Source organism: Mycobacterium sp. 5-140-3-2 (assembly GCF_035666375.1).
Taxonomy (GTDB): domain Bacteria; phylum Actinomycetota; class Actinomycetes; order Mycobacteriales; family Mycobacteriaceae; genus Mycobacterium; species Mycobacterium intracellulare.
The window spans coordinates 831502-848176 of record NZ_CP142025.1; the positions used below are offsets into that span (position 1 = coordinate 831502).

The 16675-nt window shown below is 68.5% G+C and carries 19 protein-coding genes and 1 riboswitch; of the genes, 11 read left to right on the plus strand and 8 right to left on the minus strand.

Annotation, left to right across the window (positions count from 1 at the left end; genetic code table 11):
* Positions 1 to 76 precede the first annotated feature (76 nt).
* Together P6281_RS04245 and P6281_RS04250 are read left to right on the plus strand one after the other, a co-directional pair.
* A complete protein-coding gene (locus tag P6281_RS04245) occupies positions 77 to 613 on the plus strand; it encodes a TetR/AcrR family transcriptional regulator (RefSeq protein WP_009951783.1) in 537 nt (178 codons plus the stop codon).
* Between the two features lie 27 nt (positions 614 to 640).
* Positions 641 to 1630 (plus strand): LLM class F420-dependent oxidoreductase, encoded by a 990-nt coding sequence (locus P6281_RS04250; protein ID WP_014383880.1) that lies wholly within the window; start codon positions 641 to 643, stop codon positions 1628 to 1630.
* Here the strand turns inward: P6281_RS04250 and P6281_RS04255 are convergent.
* Positions 1627 to 2121: an anthrone oxygenase family protein gene (locus tag P6281_RS04255; protein WP_014383881.1), complete on the minus strand. Its 495-nt coding sequence runs from the start codon at positions 2119 to 2121 to the stop codon at positions 1627 to 1629. The genes P6281_RS04250 and P6281_RS04255 overlap by 4 nt on opposite strands.
* Positions 2122 to 2203: 82 nt before the next feature.
* Here P6281_RS04255 and P6281_RS04260 point away from each other — a divergent pair, with 82 nt between their 5' ends.
* The gene (locus P6281_RS04260) at positions 2204 to 3136 is read left to right on the plus strand and encodes an AraC family transcriptional regulator (protein ID WP_014383882.1); all 933 of its coding nucleotides are present in this window, start codon (positions 2204 to 2206) and stop codon (positions 3134 to 3136) included.
* A gap of 14 nt (positions 3137 to 3150) precedes the next feature.
* On the opposite strand, the gene P6281_RS04265 is transcribed toward P6281_RS04260, so the two are convergent.
* Entirely contained in the window at positions 3151 to 3444 is a 294-nt protein-coding gene (locus P6281_RS04265) for a putative quinol monooxygenase (RefSeq protein WP_008253825.1), read from the minus strand.
* A gap of 144 nt (positions 3445 to 3588) precedes the next feature.
* Between P6281_RS04265 and P6281_RS04270 the strand changes: the two genes are divergently transcribed.
* Both P6281_RS04270 and P6281_RS04275 read left to right on the plus strand, forming a co-directional pair.
* The gene (locus P6281_RS04270) at positions 3589 to 4005 is read left to right on the plus strand and encodes a Zn-ribbon domain-containing OB-fold protein (RefSeq protein ID WP_009951778.1); all 417 of its coding nucleotides are present in this window, start codon (positions 3589 to 3591) and stop codon (positions 4003 to 4005) included.
* Positions 4006 to 4020: 15 nt separating this feature from the next.
* Positions 4021 to 5166: a thiolase family protein gene (locus P6281_RS04275; RefSeq protein ID WP_014383883.1), complete on the plus strand. Its 1146-nt coding sequence runs from the start codon at positions 4021 to 4023 to the stop codon at positions 5164 to 5166.
* A gap of 60 nt (positions 5167 to 5226) precedes the next feature.
* On the opposite strand, the gene P6281_RS04280 is transcribed toward P6281_RS04275, so the two are convergent.
* Positions 5227 to 6876, minus strand: a complete 1650-nt coding sequence (locus P6281_RS04280) for a DNA repair helicase XPB (RefSeq protein WP_014379227.1) — start codon at positions 6874 to 6876, stop codon at positions 5227 to 5229.
* Positions 6877 to 6930: 54 nt separating this feature from the next.
* Positions 6931 to 9189 carry a helicase-associated domain-containing protein gene (locus tag P6281_RS04285; protein ID WP_014383884.1) on the minus strand — a complete coding sequence of 753 codons (2259 nt, stop codon included), beginning with the start codon at positions 9187 to 9189 and terminating at the stop codon, positions 6931 to 6933.
* Positions 9190 to 9298: 109 nt separating this feature from the next.
* Between P6281_RS04285 and P6281_RS04290 the strand changes: the two genes are divergently transcribed.
* From P6281_RS04290 to P6281_RS04305, 4 genes are read left to right on the plus strand one after another with little or no spacing between them, the layout of a single operon-like run.
* Positions 9299 to 9499 carry a hypothetical protein gene (locus P6281_RS04290; protein ID WP_008253834.1) on the plus strand — a complete coding sequence of 67 codons (201 nt, stop codon included), beginning with the start codon at positions 9299 to 9301 and terminating at the stop codon, positions 9497 to 9499.
* An 8-nt stretch (positions 9500 to 9507) separates the two neighbouring features.
* Complete coding sequence (gene moaC, locus P6281_RS04295) at positions 9508 to 10038, plus strand: cyclic pyranopterin monophosphate synthase MoaC (RefSeq protein WP_026071397.1); 531 nt, start codon at positions 9508 to 9510, stop codon at positions 10036 to 10038.
* A complete protein-coding gene (locus tag P6281_RS04300; RefSeq protein WP_009951770.1) occupies positions 10035 to 10517 on the plus strand; it encodes a MogA/MoaB family molybdenum cofactor biosynthesis protein in 483 nt (160 codons plus the stop codon). Before moaC ends, P6281_RS04300 begins: the two co-directional genes overlap by 4 nt.
* Positions 10514 to 10939 (plus strand): molybdenum cofactor biosynthesis protein MoaE, encoded by a 426-nt coding sequence (locus P6281_RS04305; RefSeq protein WP_008253842.1) that lies wholly within the window; start codon positions 10514 to 10516, stop codon positions 10937 to 10939. Before P6281_RS04300 ends, P6281_RS04305 begins: the two co-directional genes overlap by 4 nt.
* A 100-nt stretch (positions 10940 to 11039) precedes the next feature.
* On the opposite strand, the gene P6281_RS04310 is transcribed toward P6281_RS04305, so the two are convergent.
* The 4 genes from P6281_RS04310 to P6281_RS04325 form a co-directional block, all read right to left on the minus strand.
* Positions 11040 to 11834 carry a transglycosylase family protein gene (locus P6281_RS04310; protein ID WP_014383885.1) on the minus strand — a complete coding sequence of 265 codons (795 nt, stop codon included), beginning with the start codon at positions 11832 to 11834 and terminating at the stop codon, positions 11040 to 11042.
* A gap of 13 nt (positions 11835 to 11847) precedes the next feature.
* Positions 11848 to 12031, minus strand: a riboswitch (cyclic di-AMP (ydaO/yuaA leader).
* A 232-nt stretch (positions 12032 to 12263) separates the two neighbouring features.
* A complete protein-coding gene (locus P6281_RS04315) occupies positions 12264 to 12542 on the minus strand; it encodes a MoaD/ThiS family protein (protein WP_009957587.1) in 279 nt (92 codons plus the stop codon).
* A gap of 4 nt (positions 12543 to 12546) precedes the next feature.
* Positions 12547 to 13641, minus strand: coding sequence for a GTP 3',8-cyclase MoaA (moaA, locus tag P6281_RS04320; protein ID WP_041784803.1), 1095 nt, complete (start codon positions 13639 to 13641; stop codon positions 12547 to 12549).
* On the minus strand, positions 13638 to 14045 hold the full coding sequence (locus P6281_RS04325; RefSeq protein WP_014383886.1) for a YccF domain-containing protein: 408 nt from the start codon (positions 14043 to 14045) through the stop codon (positions 13638 to 13640). The genes moaA and P6281_RS04325 overlap by 4 nt, the downstream gene beginning before the upstream one ends.
* Positions 14046 to 14210: 165 nt before the next feature.
* On the opposite strand from P6281_RS04325, the gene P6281_RS04330 reads away from it, so the two are divergent.
* Together P6281_RS04330 and P6281_RS04335 are read left to right on the plus strand one after the other, a co-directional pair.
* A complete protein-coding gene (locus P6281_RS04330) occupies positions 14211 to 14618 on the plus strand; it encodes a cold-shock protein (protein ID WP_008253852.1) in 408 nt (135 codons plus the stop codon).
* 97 nt (positions 14619 to 14715) lie between these two features.
* Positions 14716 to 16668: an acyl-CoA dehydrogenase family protein gene (locus tag P6281_RS04335; protein ID WP_014383887.1), complete on the plus strand. Its 1953-nt coding sequence runs from the start codon at positions 14716 to 14718 to the stop codon at positions 16666 to 16668.
* The last annotated feature ends 7 nt before the right edge of the window (positions 16669 to 16675 follow it).

The window sequence follows — 16675 nt, forward strand, 5'->3', positions numbered from 1 at the left end:
ACCTCCCGCACTTACTTAACGTTCGGTAAGCATAGCATCCCACTTACCGATCGGTAAGTCAGATAAACTCGGGCGGGTGAGCAGGCCCCGGTCAGACACGCGCGAGCGGATTCAGGAGGTCGCTCGCGAGCTGTTTTTGCAGCGCGGCGTGCAGCGCACCAGCCTGCAGGACATCGCCAACCAGCTGGGCATCACCAAACCCGCGCTGTACTACCACTTTCCGTCACGCGAGGACCTGGTGCGCAGCATCCTGGTGCCGCTGATCGACGAGGGCGAGCGGTTCGTCGCCGACCACGAGGGCCGCGGCGCCGTCGATGTTCGCGAGTTGTTGGAGGGCTATTTCGATTTCCACTACCGGCACCGCCGGGACCTGGTGCTGTTGCTGACCGAGTTGTCGACGCTGATCGACCTGGACCTCATCGACACCGTGCTGGCGTGGCGAGAGCGGTTGGCGCGGCTGGTGTTCGGTGAGACGCCGACGCTCGCACAGTCCACCCGCGCGGTCGTCGCGTTCGGCGGCTTGCAGGACTGCTGCGTGCAGTTCGTCGACGCGCCGCAGGAGGAACTGCGCGAGAAGTCGGTCGCGGCCGCGTTCGACGCGCTGAATGGCTGAATAGTGGCGGGGCTAAAGTCCGTTGGTATGCGCTTCGGTCTCTTCATTCCGCAAGGCTGGCGGATGGATCTGGTCGGCATCGAACCCGACAAACACTGGGCGGTGATGCGCGATCTGGCCGATCACGCGGACCGCGGCCGGTGGGACTCGTTGTGGGTCTACGACCACTTCCACACCGTCCCGGTGCCCACCGGGGAAGCCACCCACGAGGCGTGGTCGCTCATGTCCGCGTACGCGGCCACCACGTCGCGCATCAAGCTCGGCCAGATGTGCACGGCCATGAGCTACCGCAACCCGGTCTACCTCGCCAAGGTGGCCGCGACGGCCGACATCATCTCCGGTGGCCGGATTCAGATGGGGATCGGCGGCGGCTGGTACGAACATGAATGGCGCGCTTACGGTTACGGATTCCCGTCGGCGGGCGTCCGGTTGGGTCGCCTCGACGAAGGCGTCCAGATCATGCGCGACGCCTGGCGCGACGGCAAGGTCAGCTTCGACGGCAAGCACTACCAGGTGGACGGCGCGATCGTCGCCCCTAAGCCACTGCAGGACAACGGGATTCCGCTGTGGATCGCCGGCGGCGGCGAGAAGGTGACCTTGCGTATCGCCGCCCGGTACGCGCAGTACACCAACTTCACGCCCGAGCCGGCCGCGTTCGCCCACAAGTCGCAGGTGCTGGCCGGGCACTGCCGCGAAGTGGGCACCGACTTCGACGCCATCGTGCGTTCGGTCAACGTCAACGCCGTCGTCGGCCCGTCGGAGGCCGACGTCAAAGACCGGCTGCAACGGGTCCGCGGACGCATGGCCGATTACGTCGGGGAGGCCGCCGCGGACGCGATGATCGCCGGCACCAGCGGGCCGGACTCGGCCACCGGCACGCCGGAACAGGTCGTCGAGCGTCTGACGAAGCTCCGAGATCTCGGATGCGACTACGCCATCTGCTATTTCCCCGAGGCCGCCTACGACCGTTCCGGCATCGAGCTGTTCGAACGAGAGGTCATTCCCGCACTGAGCTAGCGGCAGCGCAGCCCGACCAGCATCAGTGCGGCGCCGAGGAACGCGGTGACGGTGCGGACATGGTTCCATGCCGTCCACGTGGAGAAGTACGTCTGCCATTCGCGCGCGGCGTCGGCGGCCGACAGCCCCACCGGGTCTACGCCGTCGAGACGGTTGTTCAGCGGCACGTTGAACACCACCGTGATGATCGCGGCGAGGATCGCGAAAACCGCTCCCGCCAACAGCCACCAGCTGCCGGGTTGGGGCAACTGCGTCACCGCAACGACGCCGACCGCCAAGGCGAGGATCGCCGCACCAAAATACGCGAGCAGAAACGCGGGACTGGAATTCGCTGCGACGTTGATACCGCGCATCGCGGCAATCGCCTCGCGCGAATCGATGCCATTCAGGCCGCGCATCACGAATGTGGAGAACACGTACATCATTCCGCCGGCGGCGGCGCCGACGATCGTGGCGATGGAGGTCAGGATGACAACCGGACTTGCGTTCATGGCCTGAAGTCAACCGCGGGCCGGCTGAGACCATCCATCGCTATCCGTCCCGATTACATATGCGCCCGTCTACGATCCGGTTGTGGACGCCGTGGTGGGATTGCTCGACGGCGTTCGGGCGCGCGGGGCATTTGTGTTGCGCATGATGATGGACCCGCCGTGGTCGCTGCGCATCCAGGACGACGCGCCGCTGGCGATCATCTGCCAGACGCATGGCAGCGCCGTCATCGTCGGCGACGACAGCGGCACCGATTGGCTACGTCCCGGGGACATTGCGCTCACCCGCGGCACCCAGCATTACGTCTTCGCGGACGACCCGGGGACCGCCCCGACGGCGGTGATCCATCCGGGTCAACGGTGCACCACGCAGACCGGGGACGACTTGCACTTCGAAATGTCGTTGGGCGTGCGGACGTGGGGTAACAGTCCCTCGGGTGCGACCCGCTCCATCGTCTGCGCGTACGAGGGACGCAGCGAGGTCAGCGCCCGGTTGCTCGACGCGCTGCCCGCCGTGCTGGTGTTGCGCGCGGACGAATGGGACAGTCCGCTGGTTCCGCTGTTGGCCAGCGAGGCCGGCCGTGGCGGCCCCGGCCAAGAGGCGTATCTGGATCGGCTGCTCGACTTGCTGCTCATCGGGGTGCTGCGCATCTGGTTCGACAACGACGTCAACGCGCCCGCCTGGTGGCACGCCGAACGCGACGCGGTGGTGGGGCCGGCCTTGAAGCTGATCTACAGCAACCCCGCGCACCCCTGGACCGTCGCGAATCTCGCTGCGGCAGTTGGCGCGTCACGCGCAGCGTTCGCCCGCCGGTTCACCGAGCAGGTGGGCGAGCCGCCGATCGCTTTCCTGACCGGTTGGCGGCTTGCGTTGGCCGCCGATCTGCTGCGGTCCAGCCAGGCGACCATCGCCGCCGTCGCCCGAGAGGTCGGCTACGCCACCCCGTTCGCGTTGAGTACCGCCTTCAAACGCGCCTACGGGGTGAGCCCGAATACCCACCGCGCCGGCGCGGGCTGATCGGCCGGCGCGAGCTACACGTCGCTGGTGAGATACCTGGTCTTGGCCGGGGGCGCGGCCAGCAGCGGGGGAAGCTGCGTCAGCTTGCCCTCGCCCGCGCGGAACGCGCGGTAAGCCTCGTCGTGCTCGACCGTCTCCCAAATTTCGTAAATCAGCCAGTGCGCTTCATCGTCTTCGTCGACGAGCACGTCGGTGCGGACATTCCCGTCGAACGCGCGGGTGTCCTGCAGCGCCCGGCCCATCAGCTCGCGCCCCGCGGCGACCTCGTCGGGCTTGAACCTGAGCTCGAGTATCACGGTGACCGTCATGGCGCCAACATATCTTCCCCGCGCCCGACGCCAGTCCTCGCCCATTGCGCGGAGGCGAGAATGCGGTTTCCACTTTTCGGAAAGCTGTTATACGGTTCAGTGAGTTCTGTTGGCGGATTGTCGACGTTCCTGGAGGACCCCCCGATGCAGAAGGCACTTGCCCCGGAGATCTCTACCTGGCCCGATGAGAGCCCGCAGCTCATCGGCAGCCGATGCGGCAGCTGCGAGGCGACCACCTTCCCGGTGCAGCAGTGGTGCCCGCGCTGCAGCGGTGGCGAGATGTCCGACGTGCTGTTGCCCCGGCGCGGAACGCTGGTGGCGTGGACGACCCAGGGCTTTCCCCCTGGAGCCCCTTACATCGGCCCGGCCGGTAAGGACTTCGTGCCCTTCGGAGTGGGACTGGTCCAGCTCGGTGATGTGATCCGGGTCGAAGGCCGCCTGACCGAGAACGACCCGGCCAAGTTGAAGTTCGGCCAGGAAGTCGAACTCACCATGGTGCCGTTCGCCACCGACGACGAGGGCGCCGAAATCATCACCTTCGCGTTCCAGCCCGTCGCCTGAGTCAGGAGGATCGAGATGACCAACGACGTCGCCATCATCGGCGTGGGCCTGCACCCGTTCGGCAGGTTCGACAAGACGGCGATGCAGATGGGCGCCGAGGCCGTCCAGCTCGCGCTCAAAGACGCCGGAGTGGACTGGAAAGACATCCAATTCGGATTCGGCGGCAGCTACGAGGTCTCCAACCCCGACGCCGTGACCCGCCTGGTCGGCCTGACCGGCATCACGTTCACCAACGTGTTCAACGCCTGCGCCACCGCGGCCAGCGCCATCCAGCAGACCGCCGACACCATCCGGTTGGGCAAGTACGACATCGGTATTGCCATCGGCCTCGACAAGCATCCGCGCGGTGCCTTCACCGACGACCCCGCCAAGCTGGCGCTGCCGCAGTGGTACGCCAACAACGGGCAGTTCGTCACCACCAAGTTCTTCGGCATGAAGGCCAACAAGTACATCCACGACCACAACATCTCCCAGGAGACGCTGGCGCGGGTGGCCAACAAGAACTTCCGCAACGGTGCGCTGAACCCGAATGCCTTCCGGCGCAAGGAGATCTCCGTCGAGGAGATCCTCGCCTCGCCCGCGCTGAACTACCCGTTGACGCAGTACATGTTCTGCGCGCCCGACGAGGGGGCGGCCGCGGTCATCATGTGTCGCGCCGACATGGCCGAGAAATTCACCGACAAGCCGGTCTATGTGCGCGCCTGCGAGATTCGCACCCGGCGCTTCGGCGCCTACGAGGTGCACGCCACGTCGGCGCCGCTGGACGAGGACGCGTCACCGACCGTGTACGCGGCCAAGGCCGCCTACGAGGCGGCCGGCATCGGACCCGAAGACGTCGACGTCGCGCAGTTGCAGGACACCGACGCCGGCGCCGAGGTGATCCACATGGCCGAGACCGGATTGTGCGCGGACGGCGAACAGGAGAAGCTGCTGGCCGACGGCGCCACCGAGATCCACGGCTCGATTCCCGTCAACACCGACGGCGGGCTGATCGCCAACGGCGAGCCGATCGGTGCGTCGGGGCTGCGGCAGATGCACGAACTGGTGCGCCAGTTGCGCGGCGAGGCGGGGGAGCGTCAGGTCCCCGGCGATCCGCGCGTCGGCCTGGCCCAGGTGTACGGCGCGCCCGGCACCGCCTCGGCGACCATCCTGTCTCGGTAGCGCCGCCAGACACAAAAGCCCCCGAAACAACGGAGTTTCGGGGGCTTTTGCGTTCGCTCGCTAGATGGCCGGACCCAGGAGGTCGTCGGCGTCGCGGATGATGTAGCCGTAACCCTGCTCGGCCAGGAAACGCTGCCGGTGGGCGGCGTATTCGGCGTCCAGGCTGTCGCGCGCCACCACGGAATAGAAGATGGCGCCGCCGCCGTCGGCCTTGGGCCGCAGCAACCGGCCCAGCCGCTGCGCCTCTTCCTGGCGCGAGCCGAAGGTTCCCGAAACCTGCACGGCCACCGCGGCTTCCGGCAAGTCGATGGAGAAGTTGGCGACCTTGGAAACCACCAGCGTGTTCACCTCGCCGCGGCGGAAGCCGTCGAACAGCTCCTCGCGTTCCTTGGTCCGCGTGGAGCCCTGGATCACCGGGGCGCCCAGCTCGGCGCCCAGCTCGTCGAGCTGATCGAGGTACGCGCCGATCACCAGGGTCTGCTCACCCGGATGCTTCGCCAGAATCGATTTGACCACAGCGATTTTGGTGTGCACCGTCGAGCACAGCTTGTAGCGCTCTTCGGGCTCGGCGGTGGCGTACATCATCCGCTCGTTGTCGGTCATGGTGACCCGCACCTCGACGCACTCCGCCGGTGCGATCCACCCCTGCGCCTCGATGTCCTTCCACGGCGCGTCATAGCGTTTCGGGCCGATCAGGGAGAACACGTCGCCCTCGCGGCCGTCCTCGCGGACCAGCGTGGCGGTCAGCCCCAGGCGCCGCTTGGATTGCAGATCGGCGGTCATCCGAAACACCGGCGCCGGCAACAAGTGGACCTCGTCGTAGATGATCAGCCCCCAGTCGCGGCTGTCGAAGAGCTCGAGGTGGCGGTACTCGCCCTTGGTGCGGCGAGTGATCATCTGGTACGTCGAGATGGTCACCGGCCGAATCTCCTTGCGCTCACCGGAGTATTCGCCGATCTCGTCCTCGGTGAGCGAGGTGCGGGCGATCAGCTCACGCTTCCACTGCCGCGCCGCGACGATGTTGGTGACCAAAATCAGCGTTGTCGCACCGGCTTTCGCCATCGCGGCGGCGCCCACCAAGGTCTTGCCGGCGCCACAGGGAAGCACCACCACGCCGGAGCCACCCGACCAGAACGAGTCGGTGGCCATCTGCTGGTAGTCGCGCAGGTGCCAGCCGTCCTGGGCCAGGCTGATCGGATGCGCCTCGCCGTCGACGTAGCCAGCGAGATCCTCTGCGGGCCAACCGATCTTGAGTAGCATTTGCTTGACCCGGCCGCGCTCGCTCGGGTGGACGATGACCGTGTCGTCGTCGATCCGGGCGCCGAGCATCGGGGCGATCTTCTTGTTGCGCAACACTTCCTCGAGCACCGCGCGGTCCAGGCTCACCAGCGTCAGGCCGTGCGCCGGGTTTTTCACCAGCTGTAAGCGGCCGTAGCGGGCCATGGTGTCGACGATGTCGACCAGCAGCGGCTGCGGCACCGCGTAGCGGGAGAAGGAGACCAGCGCGTCGACGACCTGTTCGGCGTCGTGCCCGGCGGCGCGGGCGTTCCACAGTGCCAGCGGTGTGATGCGGTAGGTGTGCACGTGCTCGGGTGCGCGTTCCAGCTCGGCGAACGGCGCGATCGCGGCCCGCGCCGCGCCGGCCTGTTCGTGCTCCACCTCGAGCAGCACCGTCTTGTCTGACTGCACGATCAACGGTCCGTCAGACATAGATGGCGCCACTCCTCATCGCTTCGCCCTGCATAAGCTCCGGCATGCCGTCCATTATCGGCCCGAGCCCGACACCACCGACGTGATGCGGTGGATGGCGAAGTCGCGCAGCCTGCCCGATGCCGAATCAAAGGCCACCAGCTGACCGCCCCGGACGGTGATCGGCGACACGACGCGCTGGGTGGCCACGCCGGCCGCGTCTAGATAACCGATCACCAGGGTGTCTTGTTCCCGGGCGGCGCGCTGCAACAGCGTCATGGTGGCCGCCGGATCGACGCGAACGTTGCCGAACGGTGCGGCGGTGACCTTGCGCAGCACCGCGACCACCGCGTGGAGACTGTCGCTGTTGGGACGGCGCAGCGGGCGATAGGGACGGCGTTGTTGCGGTGTGGCCACCCGGGCGCCCCGGGGCCGGACGTCGACGATGGCGCCGGTCGAGTCCTCGGCCGCCGGAGCGAAGCCCGCGGCTCGCAGCGCGGCGAGCACCTCGCCGATCGGCGCCGGCGACACCGCCACCGTGGGGGCCAGGGCGCGCAACTGCACCTCTTCGGTCGCGGGAGCGGCCACGGCCTGGGCCAGCAGCGCCGGATCCTCGCACCGCACGAACGCCGCGGCCATGCCGATCCGCAGCTGCCCGTGCCTGCGCGCGACGTCGTCGATGAGATAGGTAAGCCCTTGGGGCACTGGCGTTTTGGAGTGCTTGGCGAACAGGGCATGCATCCAGTCGCTGGTCTTGCCGACGTCGAGCGCATGCCGGATCGACTGCTCGCTGACGCGGTACACCATCGCCGTGCCCGCCGATTCGACGGTGGCCACGGTGGCGAGTTGCTCGGCCAGGTCGCGCTGCAGCGGACCCGGCACGACAACCGTCAGGTCCGCCTGCACCAGGAAGTGATCGACCGGTTCGGGCAGCGCCCTGGTCATGGCGTCGATCGCGGCCTGCGGATCGTTGTCCTCGTCCAGCAGCGCCCGGCCGGGCGTGCTGATCGCCCCGCGCCCCACCAGCCCCATGGCGTGGCCTTCGGCGAGCAGATCCCCGACGGGCCCCGGCTGTAACCGCTTGGCCCACCGCGGACGCCGCCAGATCAGCGCGGCCGATGCTTCCGCCGCGTCGACGCCGGCCCCGGGCGGGAGCCCGGACAGCATGCCGAGCAACAGGCGGCGATCCAGCGGCGCGGCGGTGGAATACAGGGCATCGGTAAGGGCCCCATAGGGTTTGGCGTCGGGACCGCGCGTGCCGATCAGCGCCGGCCGGCTGGGCAGGTCGAGCCAGCTGCTGGCCAACAGGCGCCAACGCTCGGCGGCGGACAGCGCGGCGAACCGATCGGTGGCGACCGTCGGCGCCCAGTACGGTGCCTCGCCGGCCGCCGGTTCGGGGTCGGGCATGCCGCTGGCGATCAACCCGGCCGCGGCGGCGACTTCGAGGATCAAACCCAGCCGTGACTCGTCGATCCCGGTCACCTTGCTCAGCCGCTTGACGTCCCGGATTCCCAGGCCCCCGCTGCGCAACTCGGAAACCGGTGCGGCGGAAAGCGTTTCGAGCAGAACGTCGAGCTCCCGCAGCAGGTCGATGGCGGCTCCGGCGGCCGTCGCGTCGACGTCGTCGGCGGTGGTGGTCGACACCACCGGGTTCGGCGCGGTCAGTTGCATCGGGCCGGGCCGCTCGCCGCGCAGCACCTGTCCCACGTGGCGGGGCAGGATCACGGTCTCGGCGTCGATGCGCCGCAACAGGCCCATGGCCAGCAGCTGGGGCACCGGGCGGTCCGCCGCCGCGCCCGGCGCCGCGTCGCGGGTGCGGCCCATCGGGGAGCCTTCGAGAAGTTTCTCCAGCACCTCGAGCTGCGCCCGGTCGAGGTCGTCGATCAGGGCCGCGATCTGCTCGGCGTCGCGCGAGGTGTCCTCGAGCATGACCTGCCCCGGATGCCACGGCATTCCCGTCCCGGCGTCGGGGGCGACCCGCAGCGCGGTCTCGCCCCAGACCAGGACGCGTTGCCGGAGGTCGTCGACCGCGTCGAGGACGTCGCCTTCGGGGGCGCGATCACCGATCAGCGCCAGCAGCTTCGCGGTCGGCACCGGTTCCGCGTCGGCCCGCAGCACCAGCAGCGCGTCGAGCACCGCCAGCCGCAGGAAGTCGAGGTCGTCGGTGGCGGCCTTGATCGACTGGCGGGCCTGGGCTCGGGCCGCCAGTGCGGCGATGCTGCCGGGCGGGGGCTGGGCGAGGTCCCGCCGCAATTCCAGCAGTCGGATCAGGCGCTCATCGGACAACTCGGCCAGCCACGACCCCAGCGGGATATCCGGGGTGTTGTCGGTCATCGCTGACCAGCGTAAAGCAGGTCGTGGATGCCGAGCAGATCGCGAAGGGGCGGCGCGAACCTACGGTCTTGCGCCACGCGCTCCTGGGTCACCTGTCAGAATGGACCTCGTGGCTGACACTGCTGAGGGCAAAGCTCGCAAAACCAAGTACGTCGACAACGGCTGGCCGACGACGGACCCCGACGACCACGCGGTCAGTGAACTCGTCACCGACCGGACGGGTGCGCTGTCGCCCTTCGGCGAGCTGACGTTCCCGCTGCCCTCCACCGAGCTGCCCTACCTGCACCCGGTCACCGTCGTCAATCGGTAGGTCTTTCCATGGCTAGGGCCTCTGAGGCCTCGAAAGCCTCGGCGACCTGGGCGTCGGGAGAATCCCGCTCGGGTGCGCTGTCACACGTGGACGACCAGGGGGCGGCCCACATGGTCGACGTCAGCGAGAAGGTAGCCACCAAGCGGACCGCCGTCGCCGCGGGCGCCCTGCGCACGTCGGCACACGTGGTGGAGCTGATCTCGACCGGGGGCCTGCCCAAGGGCGACGCGCTTGCCACCGCCCGGGTAGCGGGTATCCAAGCGGCGAAGCGCACCAGCGAGCTCATCCCGCTCTGCCATCAGCTGGCGCTGACCGGGGTCGACATCGACTTCGACGTGGCGGAGTCGGACATCGAGATCACCGCGACGGTGCGCAGCACCGACCGCACGGGGGTGGAGATGGAAGCGCTGAGCGCCGTCAGCGTCGCGGCCCTGACGCTCTACGACATGATCAAAGCGGTCGACCCGGCCGCGCGGATCGATGACATTCGAGTCCTGCGCAAGGAAGGCGGCAAAACCGGAATGTGGACGCGGTCATGAGCACCCGATCGGCCCGCGTCATCATCGCCTCGACCCGGGCGTCGGCCGGACAGTACGAAGACCGATGCGGGCCGATCATCACCGAATGGCTGACCCAGCGGGGCTTTTCGGCCGGGGAGCCGGAGGTGGTCGCCGACGGGTCGCCGGTCGGTGATGCGCTGCGCAACGCGATCGATGACGACGTCGACGTCATCCTCACCTCCGGCGGCACCGGCATCTCACCCAGTGACAGCACCCCGGACCAGACCGTGGCCGTCATCGATTACCTCATCCCCGGCTTGGCAGAGGCGATCCGCCAGTCGGGCCTGCCCAAGGTGCCGACGTCGGTGTTGTCCCGCAGCGTGTGCGGGGTGGCCGGACGGACCCTGATCGTCAACCTGCCGGGTTCACCCGGTGGGGTGCGCGACGGGCTCGGGGTGCTCGCCGACGTGCTCGACCACGCGCTCGATCAACTCGCCGGTAAAGACCATCAGCGATGACGCTGGTCGTGCGCGCAGCCATGACCGAGCAGCCGATTCTTCTGGCTGAGCACGAAGAGCTGGTGGGCCATCAGTCGGCGGGGGCCATCGTCGGGTTCGTCGGCATGATCCGCGACCACGACGTGGGGCGCCGGGTGGTGCGGCTGGAGTACTCGGCGCACCCCTCGGCCGCCCAGGTCATGGCCGACGTGGTGGCCGATGTGGCGGCGCAGTCCAGCGGTGTCCGCGCCGTCGCCGCCAGCCACCGCGTCGGTGTGCTGCACATCGGAGAGGCGGCATTGGTCGCGGCCGTCGCCGCCGACCATCGCCAGGCGGCGTTCACCACCTGTGCGCGACTCGTCGACACCATCAAGGCGCGGCTACCGGTGTGGAAGCACCAGTTCTTCGCCGACGGCACCGAGGAGTGGGTGGGCTCGGCCTGATGCCGTGGCCAGCTGAGTCCGGGAGTTGGTGCGCCGTGCCCAACACGCCCCGAACAGGAGGGTTTTCGGGGCGTGCGGGGAATCTGGTGGCGCTAGAGCCTCAGGCGTTGGGCGACGGCTGCGCCAGGGCGTCCAGCGCGTCGTTCCCCTGAACATCCTGTGCCCGAATCGCTTCCCACAGCTGCTGGGTGTAGCTGGCGTCGGAGGCGACCTCCGGCATGCCGACCGGGACGAAACCGTGGAAGTCCGCGTCCGCTACGGGTACGGGCGGCATCGCGTCGGCGGGCGGGGCGGGGGGCAGATCGGCCGGGGGAGCGGCGTCCGCGGGGGGAGCGGGCGGCAGCTCCTCAGGGGGCGCCGGCAGGTCTGCGGGCGGAGCCTCCGGCGGTGCCGGACGGTCGAAGGAGGCCAGCTGTACTGGAGCGGGCGGCGGGGCGTCCTGCGGTGGAGCGTCGGGCGCCGGGGCGCCGTTGACGCCGGGCGCATCCAGCGGGGCGTCCAGGCCGGCCGGGGCGGGCACTTCGCGCGGGCTGGGACCCGACAGCGGGCCGCCGCAGACGGGCCACGCGCCGCGACCCTGGGTCGCCAGCACCCGCTCGGCGACGGCGATCTGCTGTTCCTTGGTCGCAAGCTCGGCCGACGGGGCGTATTGGCCGCCACCGTGCGAGGACCACGTGCTGGCGCTGAATTGCACCCCGCCGTGGTAGCCGTTGCCGGTATTGATGGCCCAGTTGCCGCCGGACTCGCAACGGGCTACCTGGTCCCATTCGCCGTCGGTGGCCGCGGCCGCCTGGCCGGCTAGGGCGATACTGCCGCCACCGAGCACTGCGCCGGTAAAGGCGATCTTGGCGACGTTGACACTGGATGCGGTGGGCTTACGGTGACGTCCGCTCATGCGCGCCGATGTATTCCTCTCTCGTCACGCGCCTGCGAGGTCAGCTGTCGGGTTCGGGTTGGAGAGGCCACCCGGCCGGCGCGGCCGTCGAGGACGACGCCGGCTTCACCCCTAGGGGCCGCGAACGGCCCCAGTCCGATCACGGTGGACCGGTGGGTCCCCCGTCTCCATCCATGAGTTGGTGGCCCCCGCCTATTGGATGGAGCTCGGCGCGATAGGGAGGGGAGGTCCGCCAATCGGGATGGCTGGCGAGCCTTCGGAGACCGTAACGGTTTCTGTTGGTCTCGTCACGTGTCGCGAAACCTGGCGTTTCGCTCTCGGTCATCTGCGAAAACCGCAGCAACACACGGTGTTTGCGCAGGTCATTACACTCGAGATTGGAGCGTGACCGCGCCGTTATCGTTCCGTTATGTGAGATGTTTCACAGTTTCAGCCGCCGGAAAATGGCGGCAAGACATCGATCGTGTCACCGGATCGCAACGCGGTGGTCTCGTCGCGCACGGCGACCCCGTCGCAAAGGTACGAGCATCGGCTCAAGACGGTGGCAAGGCGTGATCCGCGCGCGGCCAGCCGCTCGACCAGCTCGCCGACCGTGGTGCCGGGGCGCACCACCAGCGTCTCGGCTTCGACGCCCGCGGCCGCCTGGGCGGCCGCGAAGTAGCGCACCGTCACTCCGATGCCGGTCTCCTGGGCGGGGGACTGCCCCATGGGGCTAGCCACCGATCGCGCTCATCGGGCGGTCGGGCTGGATGAAGTTCGGGTCGTTGATGCCGTGGCCGGCGGGCTTGCCCCACATCGCGGTGCGCCACGCCGCCTCGATCGCCTCGTCGGGTGCGCCGTTGCGCAGCAGCGCCCGAAGGTCCGTCTCTTCCTTGGCGAACAGGCAGCTGCGGATCTGGCCGTCGGCCGTCAACCGGGTGCGGTCACATGTCGAGCAAAACGCGTGCGAGACCGACGCGATGACACCCACCTTGCCGGCCGGCGTGCCGGGGCCCTCGTCGACCAGCCACAGCTCGGCGGGAGCGGATCCTCGCGGCGCCGGGTCCGGTCGCAGCCGGAAATGCGGGCGCAGCGCGGCCAGCACGTCCTCGGCGCTCAACGCCGCGTCGCGCCGCCATTGGTGCCCGGCGTCGAGCGGCATCTGCTCGATGACACGCAACTGGTAGCCGTGCTCGAGGCAGAACCGCAACAGGTCCACCACGTCCTCGCGTCCCGTCGCGGGGTCGAGCACGGCGTTCACCTTCACCGGCGCCAGGCCGGCCTCGTGGGCGGCGGCCAGCCCGGCCAGCACGTCGTCGAGCCGATCACGGCGGGTGATGGCCGCGAAATGCTGCCGATCCACGCTGTCCAGCGAGACGTTGACGCGGTCCAGGCCCGCCCGGGCGAGCCCGGCGGCCCGCCGTGCCAGCCCGACGCCGTTGGTCGTCAGGGAGATCTCGGGGCGGGGCCGTAGCCCGGCCGCCGCGGCGATCACCTCTTCGAGGTGGCGCGCCAGCAACGGCTCACCGCCGGTGAACCGGACGTTGGTGACCCCCAGCCGGGTGACCGCGATGTCCATCAGCCTGGCCAGCTCGCCGGCAGTCAGCAGCTGCTCGCCCGGCAACCAGTCCAGGCCCTCGGCGGGCATGCAGTAGGTGCAGCGCAGGTTGCAGCGATCGGTGAGCGAGATCCGCAGATCCGTGGCGACCCGCCCGTAGGTGTCCACCAATGGGCCCGCGGACGGCGCCGTCCCGGCAACGGCACGCCCGCCGGGCGGGCCGTCAGGGCGGCTCCGCACCGTCGGGAAACCCAACGCCGTCAGGGTCATGCGGCCACCGGCGGCGCGTAATGAACCGGCGAGTCGACGGGAACGATCTCCTTGCCCAGCGGCATCAGCGACACCGGAATCAGTTTGAGATTGGCCAGCGCCAGCGGAATGCCGACGATCGTCAGCGCCATCGTCACCGCACTGATCAGATGACCGATCGCGAGCCAGAGCCCGAACAGCACCACCCAGACGATGTTTCCGATCAAGGCGCCCGACCCCGAGGTCGGCTTGTCGACGATCGTGCGGCCGAACGGCCACAGCGCGTACGAGGCGATGCGCAGCGACGCGAAGCCGAACGGGATGGTGATGATCAGCAGAAAGCTGACGAGCGCCGCGACGAGGTATCCGGCGGCCATCCATAGGCCGCCGAACAGAAGCCAGATGATGTTCAGGATCAGGCGCATATCACCTCCGCGGGTAATACCAAGCGTACCGAGTGACCAATAACGGGGGTGCTCGTTAGGGCCGCATCCGAGTAGGATCAGACTCTTAATACGGCGTCCTGCGCAGGCGGGACGCTTATTGTGTTGCCTATTTCTATTGATCCGTAAGACAAGCAGGTGAGACCAGTGCCGACCGGCAAGGTTAAGTGGTACGACGCTGACAAGGGCTTCGGCTTCCTGTCGCAAGAGGACGGCGAAGACGTCTACGTCCGCTCGTCGGCGCTGCCCGCTGGGGTCGAGGGGCTCAAGGCGGGCCAGCGGGTGGAATTCGGTATCGCTTCGGGACGGCGCGGACCGCAGGCGTTGAGCCTCAAGCTGATTGAGCCGCCGCCCAGCCTGACCAAGGCGCGGCGCGACGCGCCCGCCGAACACAAGCACAACCCCGACGAACTGCACGGCATGGTCGAGGACATGATCACGCTGCTGGAGAGCACCGTGCAGCCCGAGCTGCGCAAGGGTCGCTACCCGGACCGCAAGACCGCGCGCCGGGTGTCCGAGGTCGTCAAGGCCGTGGCGCGGGAGCTCGACGCCTAACGCGCGAAACGCAGCCAATTCGCAGGCGACGGCTCGGTGGCGAGCCGCAGATGGGGTACTCCACACCCCATGACGGTCGTCTAGCAAGGAGGCTGCGATGGCACAGCAAGCGCAGGTCACCGAGGAACAGGCGAGAGCGCTCGCCGAGGAGTCTCGCGAAACAGGTTGGGATAAACCGTCCTTCGCGAAAGAACTATTTCTCGGTCGTTTTCCGCTGGAGCTGATACACCCGTTCCCCACTCCCACGGAAGCCGACGAGACCCGCACCCGCGCGTTTCTCGACAGCGTGCGCGAATTCCTGGAGACCGTCGATGGCAGCGTCATCGAACGCGACGCCCAAATTCCCGACGAGTACGTGAAGGGTTTGGCCGACCTGGGCTGCTTCGGGATGAAGATTCCCACCGAATACGGCGGCCTGGGGATGTCGCAGGTCGCCTACAACCGGGCGCTGATGATGGTGACGAGCGTTCATCCCAGTCTGGGCGCACTGCTGTCGGCCCATCAATCCATCGGGGTGCCCGAGCCGCTCAAACTCGCCGGGACCCCCGAGCAGAAAAAGAAGTTTTTGCCGCGCTGCGCCGCTGGCGCCATATCGGCGTTTTTGCTGACCGAACCCGACGTCGGCTCCGATCCCGCCCGGTTGGCGTCGACGGCGACCCCCATCGACGACGGGCAGGCCTACGAGCTCGACGGCGTGAAGCTGTGGACTACCAACGGCGTGGTCGCCGAACTGCTGGTGATCATGGCGCGGGTGCCGAAGAGCGAAGGGCGCCGCGGCGGCATCAGCGCCTTTGTCGTCGAGGCCGATTCACCCGGAATCACCGTGGAGCGGCGCAACAAGTTCATGGGCCTGCGCGGCATCGAAAACGGCGTGACCCGGCTGCACCGCGTTCGGGTCCCGCGCGAAAACCTGATCGGCTCCGAGGGAGACGGTTTGAAGATCGCGTTGACCACGCTCAACGCCGGACGGTTGTCGATCCCCGCGAGCGCAACGGGCTCGTCGAAGTGGGCGTTGAAGATCGCGCGCGAATGGTCCGGCGAGCGTGTGCAGTGGGGCAAGCCGCTGGCCGAGCACGAAGCGGTGGCCCGCAAGCTCTCGTTCATCGCCGCGACCGTCTATGCGCTCGACGCCGTGCTCGAGCTGTCCGCGCAGATGGCCGACGAAGGGCGCAACGACATCCGGATCGAGGCGGCGTTGGCCAAGCTGTGGTCCAGCGAGATGGCCTGCGTGATCGCCGACGAGGTCATGCAGATCCGGGGCGGGCGGGGCTACGAGACCGCGGAGTCTCTGGCCGCACGCGGCGAACGCGCCGTGCCCGTCGAGCAGGCGTTGCGGGACCTGCGGATCAACCGCATCTTCGAGGGGTCCAGCGAGATCATGAGGTTGCTCATCGCGCGCGAGGCGGTCGACGCGCACCTTGCCGCGGCCGGCGACCTCGCCAAGCCCGACACGGGGTTGCGGCAGAAGGCCGCCGCGGCGGTCGGTGCGAGCGGATTCTATGCAAAGTGGTTGCCGCAGTTGGTGTTCGGTGAAGGACAGCGGCCGCGGGCCTACCACGAGTTCGGTCCGCTGGCGGCGCACCTGCGGTTCATCGAACGCTCCAGCCGCAAGCTCGCACGAAACACCTTCTATGGCATGGCGCGCTGGCAGGCCAAGCTGGAGCAGCGGCAGGGGTTCCTCGGGCGCGTCGTCGACATCGGTGCCGAGCTGTTCGCGATGTCCGCGGCGTGCGTGCACGCGGAGTCGCAACGCGCCGCCGATCCGGTGGTGGGGCAACAGGCCTACGAGCTGGCCGAGGCGTTCTGCGCCCAGGCGACCCTGCGGGTGGAGGCGCTGTTTCGCGGGTTGTGGGACAACACTGACGCAAGCGATGTGCAGCTGACGCGCAACCTGCTGCAGGGCCGGTACGGCTGGCTCGAGGCCGGCATCATCGATCAGTCCGAGGGCACCGGGCCGTGGATCGCCCACTGGGAAGAGGGTGAGTCGACCGAGGCCAATCTGGCCCGGCGGTTCTCATCCGGCGACCGTTCGGCAACGAGCCGGCGTTGAGCCACGA